The 16575-nt window shown below is 43.0% G+C and carries 13 protein-coding genes; 7 read left to right on the plus strand and 6 right to left on the minus strand.

Annotated features, from left to right (window positions below):
• Positions 1-85: 85 nt before the first annotated feature.
• Positions 86-2086 (minus strand): transketolase, encoded by a 2001-nt coding sequence (gene tkt / locus VRK28_RS11410; RefSeq protein ID WP_130167334.1) that lies wholly within the window; start codon positions 2084-2086, stop codon positions 86-88.
• Between the two features lie 354 nt (positions 2087-2440).
• On the opposite strand from tkt, the gene VRK28_RS11415 reads away from it, so the two are divergent.
• The 5 genes from VRK28_RS11415 to VRK28_RS11435 all read left to right on the plus strand — a co-directional run bounded on the left by VRK28_RS11415 (position 2441) and on the right by VRK28_RS11435 (position 10719).
• Positions 2441-3328 (plus strand): MipA/OmpV family protein, encoded by an 888-nt coding sequence (locus tag VRK28_RS11415; protein ID WP_332393953.1) that lies wholly within the window; start codon positions 2441-2443, stop codon positions 3326-3328.
• The gene (locus VRK28_RS11420; RefSeq protein WP_165385111.1) at positions 3328-3711 is read left to right on the plus strand and encodes a DUF3019 domain-containing protein; all 384 of its coding nucleotides are present in this window, start codon (positions 3328-3330) and stop codon (positions 3709-3711) included. The genes VRK28_RS11415 and VRK28_RS11420 overlap by 1 nt, the downstream gene beginning before the upstream one ends.
• Entirely contained in the window at positions 3711-4421 is a 711-nt protein-coding gene (locus VRK28_RS11425) for a response regulator transcription factor (RefSeq protein WP_062566360.1), read from the plus strand. Before VRK28_RS11420 ends, VRK28_RS11425 begins: the two co-directional genes overlap by 1 nt.
• 6 nt (positions 4422-4427) lie before the next feature.
• Entirely contained in the window at positions 4428-5612 is a 1185-nt protein-coding gene (locus tag VRK28_RS11430) for an ATP-binding protein (protein WP_332393954.1), read from the plus strand.
• Between the two features lie 160 nt (positions 5613-5772).
• Positions 5773-10719: a S8 family serine peptidase gene (locus VRK28_RS11435; RefSeq protein WP_332393955.1), complete on the plus strand. Its 4947-nt coding sequence runs from the start codon at positions 5773-5775 to the stop codon at positions 10717-10719.
• Positions 10720-10782: 63 nt separating this feature from the next.
• On the opposite strand, the gene VRK28_RS11440 is transcribed toward VRK28_RS11435, so the two are convergent.
• Both VRK28_RS11440 and VRK28_RS11445 read right to left on the minus strand, forming a co-directional pair.
• Positions 10783-11928: a DUF1624 domain-containing protein gene (locus VRK28_RS11440; protein WP_332393956.1), complete on the minus strand. Its 1146-nt coding sequence runs from the start codon at positions 11926-11928 to the stop codon at positions 10783-10785.
• The gene (locus VRK28_RS11445; RefSeq protein WP_332393957.1) at positions 11918-14002 is read right to left on the minus strand and encodes a TonB-dependent siderophore receptor; all 2085 of its coding nucleotides are present in this window, start codon (positions 14000-14002) and stop codon (positions 11918-11920) included. Before VRK28_RS11445 ends, VRK28_RS11440 begins: the two co-directional genes overlap by 11 nt.
• 179 nt (positions 14003-14181) lie before the next feature.
• Here VRK28_RS11445 and VRK28_RS11450 point away from each other — a divergent pair, with 179 nt between their 5' ends.
• Both VRK28_RS11450 and VRK28_RS11455 read left to right on the plus strand, forming a co-directional pair.
• Complete coding sequence (locus VRK28_RS11450) at positions 14182-14646, plus strand: energy transducer TonB family protein (RefSeq protein ID WP_054563006.1); 465 nt, start codon at positions 14182-14184, stop codon at positions 14644-14646.
• Between the two features lie 85 nt (positions 14647-14731).
• Positions 14732-14977 (plus strand): DUF3297 family protein, encoded by a 246-nt coding sequence (locus VRK28_RS11455; protein WP_171037140.1) that lies wholly within the window; start codon positions 14732-14734, stop codon positions 14975-14977.
• A gap of 60 nt (positions 14978-15037) precedes the next feature.
• Here the strand turns inward: VRK28_RS11455 and VRK28_RS11460 are convergent, their stop codons facing one another.
• The 3 genes from VRK28_RS11460 to VRK28_RS11470 are packed head-to-tail and all read right to left on the minus strand — an operon-like array spanning position 15038 to position 16452.
• Positions 15038-15439 carry a MerC domain-containing protein gene (locus VRK28_RS11460; protein WP_054563008.1) on the minus strand — a complete coding sequence of 134 codons (402 nt, stop codon included), beginning with the start codon at positions 15437-15439 and terminating at the stop codon, positions 15038-15040.
• A 45-nt stretch (positions 15440-15484) separates the two neighbouring features.
• A complete protein-coding gene (locus VRK28_RS11465; protein WP_055198507.1) occupies positions 15485-15952 on the minus strand; it encodes a Fur family transcriptional regulator in 468 nt (155 codons plus the stop codon).
• The gene (locus tag VRK28_RS11470; RefSeq protein WP_062566365.1) at positions 15949-16452 is read right to left on the minus strand and encodes a ZrgA family zinc uptake protein; all 504 of its coding nucleotides are present in this window, start codon (positions 16450-16452) and stop codon (positions 15949-15951) included. The genes VRK28_RS11465 and VRK28_RS11470 overlap by 4 nt, the downstream gene beginning before the upstream one ends.
• Between the last annotated feature and the right edge of the window lie 123 nt (positions 16453-16575).

Consider the following 16575-nt stretch of genomic DNA (forward strand, 5'->3'; position numbering starts at 1 on the left):
AAAGTTTGCGGGCTTTTTTATTGCCTGCCTTTTAGTAAAAGCAGGCTTATCGTGTTGCGATTACGATAATTTTTTACCAGTCACATTATTCAGCAAGTAATGCGTTTGCTTTTGCAACTAGATTTGCCACTGTGAAACCAAAATGCTCAAGCAATACCGCGCCTGGCGCTGACTCACCAAATGTGTCCATGCCTAGTACATCACCATCTTGGCCAACATACTTGAACCAGAAGTCACGGTGTGCAGCTTCAACAGCAATCTTTGGTGTACCCGCTGGTAGCACGCTTTGACGATATGCTTTATCTTGGCTGTCAAACTGATTTGTTGATGGCATAGATACCACGCGAACTTGCTTGCCTTGTGCTTTTAGCTCAGCAGCAGCATTCACAGCTAACTCTACCTCAGAACCCGTTGCAATAAGGATAAGCTCTGCGGCTTGTTCGCTATCAACAAGTACATAACCCCCTTTTGCAATATCAGCAACTTGCTGTGCATCACGTGCCATCGCTTTGGTACCCTGACGGCTGAAGATCAGTGAACTTGGGCCAGTTTCTTTTAATAACGATTGACGCCAAGCTACTGCTGTTTCAGTTTCATCACACGGACGCCATGCAGTCATATTTGGTGTCATGCGAAGGTTAGCGATTTGCTCGATTGGTTGGTGAGTTGGACCATCTTCACCTTGACCGATTGAGTCATGGGTATACACAAAAATGCTTTGCGCTTTCATTAATGCTGCCATACGTACTGCATTACGTGCGTATTCCATAAACATTAAGAAAGTTGCGCCAAATGGAATGAAGCCACCATGTAATGCAATACCATTCATGATTGCGCTCATACCAAACTCACGTACGCCATAGAATACGTAGTTACCATCAGCTGCATCTTGTAAACCTTTTGCTTCTGGCCATAACGTTAAGTTAGAACCTGCAAGGTCAGCAGAGCCACCCATTAATTCTGGAAGCTGGTTAGCAAAGAAAGTGATCGCATTTTGTGATGCTTTACGTGTCGCAATGTTTTGCATATCGGCTTGGCATTTAGCAATGTACTCATCAGCTAATTCAGCGAAGTTAGCTGGTAATGCTTTTTCGAGAACACGACGTGTATATTCTTTTGCAAGTTCAGGATGTGCTTTGCTATAAGCTGCAAACTTTTGCTGCCATGCACCTTCAAGCTCTTGGCCTTTAGCTTGATTATTCCACTCGTTATAAACTTCTTGTGGAACTTCAAATGCAGGGTGCGGCCAGTTTAGCTGCTCACGTACTGCTGCGATTTCGTCGTGACCCAGTGGTGCACCGTGACAGTCGTGGCTACCTGATTTATTTGGCGAGCCAAAACCAATCACTGTTTTACAACAGATTAGTGTTGGTTGCGTAGTGTTGCTTTGTGCCGTTTCGATTGCACCCGCAATTGCATTCATATCGTGACCATCAACATCACGGATAACTTGCCAACCGTAAGATTCAAAACGTGCAGGCGTATCGTCGGTGAACCAACCTTCTACTTCACCATCGATAGAGATGCCATTGTCATCCCAAAATGCGATTAGCTTGCCTAGGCCTAATGTACCTGCCAGTGAACATGCTTCGTGCGAGATACCTTCCATTAAACAGCCGTCACCCATAAAGCAGTAAGTGAAGTGATCAACAATATCAAACTTTGGCTTATTGAATTGTGCTGCTAAAGTTTTTTCAGCGATTGCCATACCAACTGCGTTAGCAATACCAGAACCTAATGGGCCAGTAGTTGTTTCAACACCCGGAGTATAACCATATTCTGGGTGACCCGGTGTTTTAGAGTGAAGCTGACGGAATTGCTTAATATCTTCAATGCTTACGTCGTAACCGCTTAGGTGTAACAATGCATATTGAAGCATTGAACCATGGCCATTTGATAACACAAAGCGGTCACGGTTAGACCAGTCTGGATTTAATGGGTTATGGCGGTGAAAGTTTTGCCACAATACCGCTGCAATATCAGCCATACCCATAGGCGCACCTGGGTGGCCTGAGTTAGCTTGTTGAACGGCATCGACAGCAAGTATGCGAATAGCATTTGCAGATTGAGAACTAGGCAGAGTCATCTTATTAGCTTCCTGTTAATATTATAATATAAATAATATCGCAAAAACTCACCCAAATAGCAACTTAATAAACCGCCATGCCAGTAATGACGTGTATTTAGGGCCATTTTGTACCGCTAAGCGCAGGTTTTAACACCATTTTATTGTTAATAACTTTTTCTAACTAAAGAAATGACGACACCGCTCAAAATAACCGAACCAAATTAGTGAAATATACTTATTTATCAAGCAATTTCCTTAACTAATTTAGGTTACAAAAACCAGACCTTGCTACAATTTGGTACATTATTTCATTGTTCAAGCCATTAATAACAACTTAATGTTAACAAGATTTTTCATTAAGGTTGTTTATTTGTGACTGTTCTAGGTAGTTGCTCACTTGGGCTACGAGTTTTATTTCTAATTAGTGCATTTTGCCTTTCACCAATGGCAAGTAGCACTGACTCTGCGTATTTAGCAGATGAAGGAGTAAGCCTTGGTTTAAGCTTAGGTTATGGCCAACTCGACAACCCGGTTTATAAAAAAGACGACATTCCTCTTTATGCCCTACCGCGCATTGAGGTATTTGCCGGTGACTTTTCATTTGCAAATACTCAGTTTGCTTGGACACCCGTGTGGGGCGATAACTATCAAGTGTCGTTATTCACCCAACTTAATGAAGATGGGCTGTATTTTGCTAAACACTCAGCAGCACTGACCGCGATTAGAACAACCGGCGGCCGCCCCTCAATGACGCCGCCACCACCCGGTTCAGGTATCGAAACACCAGCGCTGACAAAGCGCCGCGGTGATATTACTAAAATATCAAAACGTAAACTGTCTGCCATGAGCGGTATTGAAGCTATTGTTGACTGGCAAAGCTGGCGTTTTAGCGCGTATTGGTCAATGGAGCTCACCAACTATCACAAAGGGTTGCAAGGCGCATTGTCTGCACAGCGCTTGTTTTTGTTTGATCAGCATCTGGTTTTGCTTGGCGCAGAAATACAACATTTAAGTGCTGGTTTAGTGGATTACTACTATGGCAGCGCACAACAAGAGATACGAGCCGGATTTAGCCCTTTTTTAGGTCACTCTAGTCAAAAGTACAATCTAAAAGCCAGTTACCAATATCAGTTTAATCAACAATGGCAATTTATCAGCGATATAAAATACCAACGCTTATCATCGGGTATTGCCGATAGCCCCCTTATCGATGACAGCAACTTACTGTCTTTTTATGCTGGCTTTGCATGGAATTACTGATGATGTTGCGTACGAAGCTTTTTTCACTCTTATTCATTTGTAGCCTCGCGTTTGTTGGCAGTACATTCGCACAAGCAGGTTATATCGAGGCAACACCAGAAAACTGTGTAACGATAGAGCAAGACTGCGTGATGGATGTATCGATTAATTGGTATACCGAAGTCAGCGAAACGGTGTGCATTCGCGTTACTGATCAACAAATTAGGCTGTTCTGCCAAAAGCCAAATCAAGGGCAGAACTTTGCAATCACAGTGCAAAACAATCGAAACATTGTATTAGAGCTACTTAGCGAACAGCTAGAGCCATTAGAAAGCACTGAAATTAGTTTATTCCACCAGCATGTTAAAAAACGCCGACGTGATATCGCATGGAGTATTTTTTGATGAGCCAGCATACTATTTTATATATTGAAGATGATTTAAAACTTGCCCAGCTAGTTTCTAATTATTTAACTGACCATGGCTATACCATTGAGCACTTTGAAAGTGGTTGCCATGCCTGTTACCAAGCAAGCTGCAAAAAATACGACCTAATTTTGCTTGATATCGGATTAGGATCAGAAGATGGTTTTGAGGTATTTAAAGAACTAAAACAATATCAAGATACGCCAATTATTTTTATGACCGCAAGGCAGAGCCAAGTCGATCATATTACTGGCCTTGAGCTAGGCGCCGATGATTACCTAACCAAACCTGTTTCCCCGTCCATTTTATTAGCGCGAATTAACAATACCATTCGCCGCAGCCATGCTGTTAAGCCAACAAGTACCACCCATAACGCCCATAATATTCGCTTTGGTTCTTTAAGTATTAATACTATTCAGCGCGAGGCTTACCTGCATAGCCAGCCACTTGAATTGACCAGTGCAGAGTTCGAAATACTGATCCAACTAGCTCAATCAGCGGGTCAGTTGGTCAGTCGAGATCAGTTATTTGATGGCACTATTGGCCGTAAATACGATGGTCAAAGCCGCACTATCGATGGCCGCATTAGTCGCTTACGCAAAAAGCTCGGTGACGAAGCGGTGCCGGCACAAAAAATCGTCACTGTTTGGGGTAAAGGATATATTTTTTCTCCACAAGCGTGGGGTTAATGCAGTTTGCTACGCCTGTTTTGTTATTTGTATTTAACCCTCGCAGTTTGTCTAGGAAGTGCCGCTTGGTTACTAGAAACCTATTTTCCAAACCCACCGAGTTACAGTACAGAGCAGCAGTTAGCAGAAAACATCTTGAGTATTGCCCCCAATAACCCTGATATTAAACACACACCTCTGGCGAACTTTTACCTTGGTGAACAATTACAGGCATCTCTTTTAGCAGGTCAGGTAATTAGTGTTAACGATGCCAATAACAACCTTTACTTTCATAAACTTGCCGATGATAGACAGACCTTATTAAGCATTGGCCCCTACAGCCAGCCTGCTGATCAGGGCTATCAGTCTTTAGTAAGCCTTCTATTTTACTCTAGCCTTGCCTTAGCTGTGGTGATTTTTACAGGCCCACTGCTGTTTGACTTAAATAAGCTACGCAAAGCCAGTAGTAAAATGTCTAATGCCGACTTTACAGCACAAGTCCACTTCACACGTTTTAGCTTGCTAAAGAGCATTGGCGATACCTTCGATAACATGGCATTAGCGCTTCATAACCGTAATCAAAGCCAACGCGAATTGATCAATGCTGTTTCTCATGACTTTTTAACGCCTATATCGCGGGCTAAATTCGCCCTCGAAGCAGTCGTTGATAACAACGCTTATCGGCACAGTGTGTTGCAAGACATTATTGAACTTGAGCTTTTAGTCGAAGAGTTTTTAACCTATGCCGAGCTTGAACAATGCGAACCCACCTTGTTAGTGAAAGACTACTGCCCAGAAGAGCTATTACAGCCCTGCATTACTAAGTTTAAAAGCTATAGCCCTTTGGCTATTCGTCTTGACTGCGAATTAACAGCAATAAGCGTTGATAAACAAAGCTTTCAACGCTTATTGCAAAACTTACTCGGCAACGCGGTTCGCTTTGCTAAAACGCAAATTCATATCAGGCTTTCACAATGCGAAAACGGCACTTTGCTAGTGATTGAAGATGATGGCCCAGGGATCCCAGAACACATGCGCGCCAGCCTCATGCAGCCATTTTCAAAAACCGCTTCGGTGCACCAAACAGGCTACCAAGGTGTTGGGCTTGGCTTATCAATAGTTAAGCAACTGTGCCTATGGAATAACGCAAAGTTTAGCCTAGATAACGCACAAACCTTAAGCGGAGCAAGAGCAAGCATCTTGTTTCGATAAACAGTTTTTCGGTAAAAATGTACCAAGCTGTAACAGTGTGTGCCAATTGTTTACATTTCATTGATGTTATAGTCACAACTCAACACTATCCCTACTGATTACAACCGTTCGCCGCTAGCGCGAGCTCATAATTATAATCCTTCGAGGGAAGTTAGATCACATGTTCAATATGAAAAAAGTATCAGTGATGGTCGCATCTGCACTTTACTTAGGTGTAGGTACGTCTGCTGCTGCGCTAAATGACCAGGCATGGCCAGAACAGCCAGCAGGCTATGCGCCAAAGCAAACCGTTACCAATGAATTTGTGTGGGAAGACAAGGTTAATAACACAGTTAAAAAACAAAGCCGCGTTTTCACACCAGAGAAAGATATTAGTGGTATTCAAACTTATATCGTGCAACTGGACGATGCACCAATTTCAACTTACCAAGGTGGTGTTAAAGGGCTTGCGAGCACTAAAGATGTGGTAATGCAGACGCAACAAGCAACAACACGCTCAACGCTTAATATGGCGCAGCCTGCTATCGCAACTTACGCTAACCACCTAGCAAGTAAGCGCCAATCAGTACTGAGTACTGCGATGAGTCAGCAAGGCTTACAGCTAAATGTTGAGCGCACATTCAATGTGACATTAAACGGTTTCACCACCCAAATGACACAAGATGAAGCGAAGCGCCTTGCTAAAGTGGCTGGTGTTAAGAAGATCACTCGCTCAAAAATCTACAGCCTAAATACTTTTAATACCATTGAGCAAACCGGTGCTTCTGCTCTTTGGAGCGCAAGTGCTAGCAACCCTAGTAGCAACAAAGGTGAAGGCACGGTTGTCGGTATCATCGATACGGGTATCAATACCGATCACCCATCATTCGCAGCAGTAGGCGGCGATGGCTACACTCACACCAACCCTCTAGGCGACAAGTACCTAGGTGACTGTGCAACCGCTGAATTTGCTGATCTGTGTAACGACAAGCTAATTGGTGTGTACTCATACCCTGAGATCACCGCAGCTTATGTGGATTCTGTATTTGAAGAGACTCGCCCAGAAAATGGTGAAGACTATCATAGCCATGGTTCACACGTTGCAGGTACAGCGGCAGGTAATATCCTTTACGATATTCCTTACAAACTGACTGAGTATGAAAGCCAATCATCTGGTTTAGAAACCAATGTAACTTTCCCGCAAGTATCAGGTATGGCGCCACATGCTAATATCATTTCATACCAAGTATGTTGGCCGGGTGGTTCTGGTGACCCTTATGCAGGCTGTCCAACAAGCGCAATCTTAGCTGCTGTTGAACAAGCAGCGATTGATAATGTTGACGTACTGAATGCTTCATTAGGTGGCCTTGAAGAAGATCCATGGAGCGACCCAATTGAGCAAGCGTTCATGAATGCGGCTGAAAGCGGTGTATTTGTGGCGGTAGCGGCAGGTAACAGCGGCCCTGAATATTCAACGGCTGACCACTCTTCACCTTGGGTAACCACAGTTGCAGCTCATACGCCTTCAACTAAAGTCAATTTTGGTAACAAACAACTTAAAAACCTAACTGGTGGCGATACTGCAGCGCCAGGACCATTTGCTGGTGCAGGTGTAAACTTTAACGAGCTAACAGGTTTAATCGTTGCCGCAACTGACTTTGAAAATCCAAATGAAAGCTCAAGCTATGCGCTTGCCAACTGTGACAAGCCATTCCCTGAAGGGACATTTGATTTAGTTGATGACCCAGCAACCGCTATCGACGAAAGTGCGCAAGATGTGATTGTCGTATGTAAACGTAGTTCTTACCCGCTGTACTCTAAATCGCTAAACGTAGAGGCAGGTGGTGCTGAAGGTTTAATTATTTATAACCATGTATCATTCTACGATCGCTACACGATTCCTTCAGTCACTTACCCTATCCCTACCATTCACATTAAAAACGTCGATGGTACGAGCTTACTTGACTGGCTAAGCACAGGCGACAGCCACATGGGTACCATTGAAGCAACCGAAGGTACTGTAGATGCTGTAGATAAAGACCGCATTGCTTACTTCTCTGGCCGTGGCCCATCATACTTTGGTTTTGACACCTTACTTGTAGACGTTGCGGCTCCGGGTGTTGATATCTATGCGCCATCATCTGACGATCAACCATTTACTAGCAACCCTGCAACTTCAGACTGGCAATCTATGTCTGGTACATCAATGGCAAGCCCACACGTTGCGGGTGCGGCAGCATTGTTAAAACAATCTCATCCTGATTGGACACCAATGCAAATTCAATCAGCATTGATGTTAACTGCAAACAATCAAGTTGCTTTAGCACAGTACCTAAACAACTACACCGATGATGGCTTTGATGCTGCCCTTGCTGAAATGGGTTCGGGTAAAATGCAAGTTGAGCGTGCTGATAAAGCAGGCCTATTGCTTGATGAAACCATTGCTAACATGAGTGCTGCTAACCCAAGCCTTGGTGGCCGTGAAAAAGCACTAAACACAGCTTACATGGTTGATAATGACTGTGGCTTTAAGTGTACGTTTATCAGAACCTTTACGGCGACAGAAGACGCAAGCTGGACACTTCATACAGAAAACTGGATTGGTAATAGCAAAATTAGTGTTGAGCCAAGCAACTTTGATATTAAAGCAGGTGAGACACAAAGCATTGTTGTTACGGTTGAAGCAAGCCAACAAGCAACACCACAAGAAATTGTTGATTACACAGGTAACCAAGGTCAAATCGTAATGACCTCAAGCAATCCTGAATCACCAATTTTAGAAATGCCTGTATGGACTTTCGCTGGTGATACCGGTTTACCTGAGTATATTCAAATTGATGCTCACCGCCGTTCTGCAACGATGAAAGTGGGTCCATTCAATACTGATGAAATTAGCAACCTAACCACACAATCGTACGGCTTAGTAAAAGGCCAAGTTGAAACAGTACACCTATTTAACGACACCACACCAGGCGACCCATTCGATAGCGTAGAGGTTGTAGGTGAAGGCGAAGCTGTGAACAACAACCACATTCAGTGGACGACAGTGCCAGAAGGCGCAAAAATGCTAAGCGCAAGCGTGATGAACGACACGTCACGTGTACTTGTGTTCATGGGTAAAGATAGTAACGGTGATGGCATTGCGTCTTATGAAGAAACGCTATGTATGTCAACGAGCTACACCCTAACTAACTTCTGTAATATTGTTGACCCTGAAGCGGGTGAATACTTTACGCTATACATGAGCCTACAGACTCTATCGTATGGTGAAGTTGATGAAGGTATCGAAGTATCATTTGCGACAGCGGTGACCACTGAAGACAATGGTTCATTAACCGTAACAGGCCCAAGCAGCGTACCGGGTTATGACCAGCTTGAGCTTGACCTTGCTTATAACCTACCTGATATGGAAGTTGGCGATATCTACTTTGGTGGCTTTGATATTGGTAGCAACCCAGAAGATGCGGGTAATCTTGGTTTTGTGCCAGTGATCATCGAGCAAGTTGATAAAGACGTGACCTTTACAGCTAACAAAGACAAAGCATTTGTGGGTGATTTAGTTGACTTCGAAATCAGCGTTATTGCTAATAACGAAGATGAAGCGCGTCAATTTGCACTAAACACTGAGTTTCCTGCGGGCGTAGACATTGTTCCTGACAGCATTGTCGCATCTAACTCAACGCCAGTAACACCAATGTTAGATAGCAACGCTCTAGCACTAGTTGGTGTTCAAGAGACGACTAAAAATGTTGAGCGTAATTATAACATTACCACCAACATCACAGACGAAATGTGTTCATTAACATCGGCGCATTCACCAGATCCTCACTACCTAGAACTACGTGAGCTTGGCTGGCGTACACTAGAAGGTGTTGAAGGTCGTTACTACAACGAGTTTGAGTACACATTTAAAGAAATCATGAACACTAACCTTGATGTGTCATTCCCATTCTTTAATAAGTACCACTTTGACTCAATTAAACTTAACCCAGCTGGCTTAGTCACATTTGGTTCGCAAGGCCGTACAACGCCATTCCACGTTGAACTGCCAGAAGGTTACACTCAGCCGCCACCGCCGCCTTACCTAATCGCACCATTCTGGGTTGGTGACAACACTATCCCAGAGCGTGTTGATGGTGGTTACGGTAACTATGACGCCAACGCCGGTATCACACCAACTTACACGGTATCGCGTGAGTGGTTAGTACTTGAGTGGGATAATATCCAGCGCTCAAGAACTGAAGGCCAATCAGTTGATGTTGAAATGTTCATGCGTATGGGCATTGACTATGAGCCAGGTGAATACGAGCTACTATTTGCTTACGACAACCTAAGCTTAGTTGATGCACAAGGTTCTATCGGCTTGAAAGCTGCTGATGGTCGTGGCTTTATCAGTGGTGATATTCCAATCGATTTAAACATCGGTAACAAGTACGGCTTCGACAATATGGACGAAGTACTACACGACAAACTGGTTGTGTGTCTTGACTACACAGGTCCTGAGATTTCTAAGTTTGACGTGAAATTCCAAGCGTACATTGGTGAGCAAGCGGCGAATCAAACGCATCAACTATCACTTACAAATGGTTTAGTTGGCGCAGATGATGAAACCATCACCCTTGACCTAGAAGTTATCGGTAACCTAGAAATGGCAGCCTTAACTGATATGTCGGTGGCAGAGAACGAAACGATTAGTTTTGACGTGCTTTATGCTGACGAAAACCAAGTGAGCAACCAAATCGAAGTGTTAGGCGAAAACTTCACTTATGAAGTATCTGGTCACACATCAGGTAGCACTGTGACTATCACGCCAGCGGCGCACTTCCATGGTGATATTGATGTAACAGTAAAAGTTAGCGACAGCGTTAACCCAACTGATGCAGCAATGAGTTCATTTGTATTATCGGTGATGTCTGATGGTGAAGAGCTTGGCTGTACTGACAGTTCAGCATCTAACTATGATGAAAGCGCCAATACTGATGATGGTAGCTGTACTTTCCCTGAGGCAGTGACTCCAGAAGCTGAGATTGAAAAAGACAAGAAATCATCAAGCGGTTCATTCGGCTGGTTACTACTAGCTGTTGCACCACTGATGGCACTTCGTCGTAAAAAATCTCGAATTAACTAAGGACTAGTTAATTAGGATAGTAAGTAGGTAATGCCGATATGCTTAGCATATCGGCATTTTTCGTTATAAATACTTTAACCAAGCCTTGTTAGCCTTACGCTTGTATTCACTAAACTTCTTGGTTGGCCAATAAAGCCCTACTGCCAACAACAAAGTAATAAACCAAATACCTGATATATCACTGACTCCTAAATATTGTCCTTGATTTGCCCCCCAGATCAGCATGCCTATTTGATACATAAATAGCAGTACATAGAGGTGGAAAATATAAAAGAACATAGGCACAGAGCCATATACACGTAGCGCATTAGTAAAGCGGTTTAATGGTCTTTCAAATAACCATAAGCCAACAAACATGCCTGCTAACGTGATCAGCAAAAAGCTCAGTGACGGTGGGTACTTAGTCACGTTAAACACCGACATCATGGTTTCGGTTGTAGTGCTAAACGTTTGCCACGGCAAGGTTTCACCATAGATATTAAAACCACGCAGCAGCGCAAATAATCCCACACATAACAGGGCTAACAGTAGTAATGCTCGTTTACGCGAATCTGCCGATTGAGTGTGTGCATATAAAGGACCTGCATAGTAACCCAACAAAATTACGCCAATCCAAGGCAGCACTGGGTAGCTAATTTTGACGTCGATTAAACCGCCTTGTGATAGATAGCCTCGGTCATGCAAAATCGTCCACAGCGAGTAGCCAAACTCATCGGGAGTAAAGCTGATTGGAGTCAGTAAGTTGTGACCAAATACAATAACTAAACCAAGCACCAGCAATAGGTTGCGTGGCAGCTTAATCAATGCTGCTAACACCAGCATACAAAGGCCAATCGCCCACATCACTTGTAGCCAAATGGTATGGTAGTAACCCATCCACGAAAAACAAATCAGGGTCACTTCGAGGGCGATTAAAAAAAGCCCTCGCTTGATTAAAAAGCTTCGTGCTGAGCGCGCCACGCCACTTGCTGGATGACTATAAAGCCACGCCGACAAACCGGTTAAAAAGATAAAGGTTGGCGCACAAAAGTGCGCAGCAAAGCGGCTCCAAAAAAGCCCTGGCGAAGTGGTATCAACCACCATGGGATCGGCCACCTGCATGTGCAAGAAAAATCGCTCTCGCACATGATCAAGTAGCATCAGCAGAATAACGACACCACGCATGATATCGATACTGTGAATACGGCTTTTAACTTGCTCAGAAGTCATAACTTACGCCAAGTTTAAATTGCGTCGGCGCCCCTGGGTAGGCCCACAATGCATTGTAAGAACTAGCAATATACTGCTCATCAAACACGTTATCGACATTTAATGATACCGTAGTACGTTCAGTCGCTCGCCATTTAGCAAATAAACCAACAGTTTGGTAACTCGGTAAACGGAAGGTAAGATCAGCTGGGTCGCCCAAACGGTCAGACACATATTGATAATGACCACCAATCTTTATGTCTTGTGCGAATAGATTTAGGTCATGGTTTAAGCCAATCGAAAGGTTATTCTTTGGTACGTTCACAAGTGGACTGCCCTTAGGAATTGGCACTAACCAATCAACATTTAGACTGTCTGTTGCAGTCTCGGCATCAACATAGGCATAAGATAGGTTGTACTCGGTATTGTCATCCAATGAACCTGTTAAATCTAACTCAAAACCTGTGCTATTTGCTTTACCTACAGGTGTTGAATAACCCACATTTACTGGGTCTGCCACCAGCATGTTGCTCTTGCTTGCATCAAAATAAGCAAGCGTACCGCTGATATTGGCGTAGCTAAATTTAACACCCACTTCAAACGAGTCACTTTCTTCAAAACCGAATGGATTACCTTCTGCATCGGTGCCACTCAGTGGTAAAAAGCCTTCTGAATAGCTTGAGTAAAGGTTAATGTCGTCATTAAGTGCGTAAACCACACCAAAACGTGGACTAATGCGGTTTTCTTTGCTGTTTGATGCCACACCAGACTTAGTTTCAAAGATATCTTGCTCAATTTCATCAAAACGCAGACCTAACATCACTTTTAAGTTATCGGTTAGATCTAGTTGGTCTTGCAGGTAAATACCGTACGCATTTTGCTGTTCGTTATTTTCGTACTGCATGCCCACTTCAGGGCCTTCTGTAGTGCTGTACTCTGGATCATAAATATCAATGGTGTAAGTGCCATTACCACCACGGTAGCGATAAAGCCCAGTGCGCAGCTCATAGTCGTAACCGTCAACACCAATCAATACATGGTTAGTAATACCGGCAACATCAAAGTGACCGCTTAATTCAAAACGCAGCGATAAATCATCAGACTCATAGTCACGGTATCTGTGCTGGCGAGTTAAAGTTCTGCCATCATCAAATAATGACTGACGCGATGGTGAAAGCTCAGCATCTGACGAATAACCCGTTAACGTTGCAGTACGGTAACTAGCACCTAATAACAAGCTCCAATCTTGGTTAAGGTCGTTGCTGTAATTTAATTGATGGCCGCGTGAGTGCACTTTGGTTGGTGCATCATTTGGGTTACCTAAAAAGCGTGACTCAGGCACGGTATCAAAATCACCATTTAACACCACAATACCGCGGTCATACATTTGCTGTTGATCAACATACTCAAACTCATAAGTCAGCGATGAGTTATCGTTGATTTGATAATAAAGCGAAGGCGTAATCACGAATTTGTCGTGGTGTACATAGTCTCTGAAGCTGTCACTGTCTTGCCATGCGCCATTGATACGAAATGCTAAATCATCGCTTAAACCATTAGTGTAATCACCTTGAATACGCTTGTGATCATCGCTACCGAACTCAGCTTGAAGTTGCCCTTGCTGATAAAACTGTGGCTTTTTAGTAATAATGTTTACTGTACCACCTGGCTCCGAACGGCCATAGAGTGCCGAGCCAGGTCCTTTTAATACTTCGATGTATTCAATGTTTGATACATCACGTGGGCCTGCAAAGCCGCGACCACCACTAAAACCGTTAACTAAGTACCCAGACGGCATATTTTCGTTACCTGACAAACCACGAATTGAATAGCTATCCCACAGTGCTCCACCATTATTCTTACGAGTAATACTGGCAGAAAAATCCAGTGCATCACGAAACTTTGTAATACCGTTATCAGTCATCATGTCTTTACTTAATGTAGTGATCGATTGCGGTAAATCTTTTGTTGGAATATCACCACGAAACGCCTGTTTATGTTCAATGGTGATCGTTTCGATATCGCTGTTATCAGCTGCGTGTGTATTCGCTGCAAACGCCGCAGCTAAGGCTAAACTAAGAGTTGAGTACTTCATAAGGTCTGATTGTAAAAAGTTAAGAGAAATGATTTGTTATAAAATAACATAAATAAAAAATAGGTTATAGTATAACAATACATTTATCCCTTAAATTTTAGCCAAGCCTCTAGTTTACAAAGATAATTTTTAACGCTAAATTTGGGGTAGATTAAAAAACAAACAAGTTAAGGAAAACTATGTATAAATCACTTTTAGCATTAACGCTCGTATGCGCATCAATCAGCTCATTCGCAAACCCTGATTTATCACGTAAATTTCCATTTGTTGATATTCAAGCGCAGGTACTCGATACCACTACAGATAAGCCTAGCTGGCAACGGCTGCCACCAATGCACCATGTACAATACCCGACAGGGCTGCTAAATCGACAAGGCAGTGGCTGCGCTATTGTCAACTTTCAGGTAACGCCAGAAGGCGATGTGAAAAACTTAAATATTGAAAATTCAGCACCTAAGCGCTTTAGTAAAGACGTTAGAAAGGCAGCAAGGCAAATAGTGAGAGACTGGCAATGGCCAGAGCGCACGGATGAACAAGTAATTGAGTTAACCATGCGTTTTGATTACTGCTTAACGCACGACTTCGATAAAAAGAGTGAAGCCGTTGCCATGTGCGTTGAGCATTCAGAACAAGCCTGCGAGTAAACAATAAATTTGCCGTGTAGATACTTGAGCCAATGCCAGCTATTGCCTACAATGGCGCACAATTTATTCAATGCAGATCGCAACTATGACTGATACACAAAAACCAGAATTACCAAACCAACTTTCTATCAATCCACGTAGTAAATTTTATGTGGAAGAAGTTTTCGAGCATGAAATTGGTGTAAAACTTAACGGCAAAGAGCGTTTTGACGTTGAAGAATATAATATCAGCGAAGGCTGGATCAAAGTCGCTTCTCCAAAAGCACTTGATCGCCGCGGCCAACCTTTACTATTAAAAGTAAAAGGCACTGTAGAAGTATTCTACAAGTAATTCAGTTTTGCTGAATTAGCTTGTTGGCCAACACAATGGTTGGTCAACAAGTTTATATCTTTACGAGCTTAGACACTCAGCCCCTCGTTTTTTCCCACACAAGCGAAAGTTAAACCAATGCCCGGTGACTACAAAGAGCGAACCCAATAAAGTAAGTACTTTTTCGCCAGCCTCACCAATAACATTTTCGCCAAGCAGCACCGCTGCAGACAACAACACCAGCCCTGCACCACCTAGCATCAATAATCGATAACGTTTATGTTTTTTACACCCTAAAAATAGTGCTAATAAGCTGCTTGGCAGTACCGCAACTAACATCCAAAAATGAAATTGCTCGTTACCTAAACCCAGTGCTGCAGCACTTGGTAATAAAACCAATAACACAGGCACAGCTAAACAGTGAATAGCACACATAGCTGATAACCCGATGGCAAACTTGTCCATTATTTCTTGTAATTTCACTGAATAATTCCTACAAAATTGAACACATGAATTATAAAAAGTGCATCAAGCAAGTTTTGCTTGGCACTCATTGCATACTCCCAACATTTCAAATTGCTTTGTTTGTGAGGTAAAACCTGCATCATCAAAATGCGGGAAAAGCTTTGCAACATCACTGTGTGAAACCGCTAAAGTCTCAACTTTTTGGCAATGACGGCAAATTAAAAACAAAGAAGTCTCACGCTTAAAAACCTCACTGTCGGTACCGTAAGCGATATATTTGTTAGCACTATTAAGCCTGCGAACAAGGTTTACCGACTCCAAAAAGCTCAAGATTCGATAAACAGACATAACAGATACACTTGAACTTGTGCGCAGCTTGTAGCAACTGGCCAATTCGTAGGCCGATAGCGGCACGTCTGTGGTTAGTAATATTTGCAGTATTTGCTTGCGCTGAATGGTGAACTTTCTGCCATGCTCAAGGCAAACCTGCTTCGCTTTATTAAGTGTGCTGGTTAATCGCTGTTTATTCATAGCGGCCACTCAATATAAGGTTTTGTTGCTGTCAGCTCTGCTATCCCTTGCGCTTGCTCTGTGATCCACTGTGCTTCGATAACAGATATTGCTTCAGCCCATGCAAATAAAGTAACTGTGACTTTAGAGACGGGCTTATCACAGCTAAACGAGTATTCAACTTCTAAGTCTTGATGTGCATGATGAGTGTGATGCTCAAATGGGTTTTCAAAATTTGCTTGAGTAAGCTTACATTCGCCGTTAAATGTCACTAACTGCTGTGAATTTGCTAATTGGGCTAACGTTTGTTTAATAGTTTGCTTTTGCTCAGCTGTTTCGGGCTGATGCTCAAAGCCAAAAATATCTCCAGCCGGTAAAATGAATTTAACCTGCCACTTGTCTTGATCATGAACCACAAAAAGCACTCCCTCACCATGTGAATGATGATGGTGTTGATGCCCTTGAGCTGAAAAGATACATCCAACCATAAAGCATATCACTGCTAATTTTGCTGCTTTCATAACCCCAATCACTCCATTTACCTCACTTTAAACATGCTGTTACAAAAAAGAATAAAACTCATTCATTGATTCACACTTGATACATTATAACAATTAAAGCACAATTGATACATTATAACATAT

The sequence above is a fragment of the Pseudoalteromonas sp. P80D2 genome (assembly GCF_036680945.1).
GTDB lineage: Bacteria > Pseudomonadota > Gammaproteobacteria > Enterobacterales > Alteromonadaceae > Pseudoalteromonas > Pseudoalteromonas shioyasakiensis.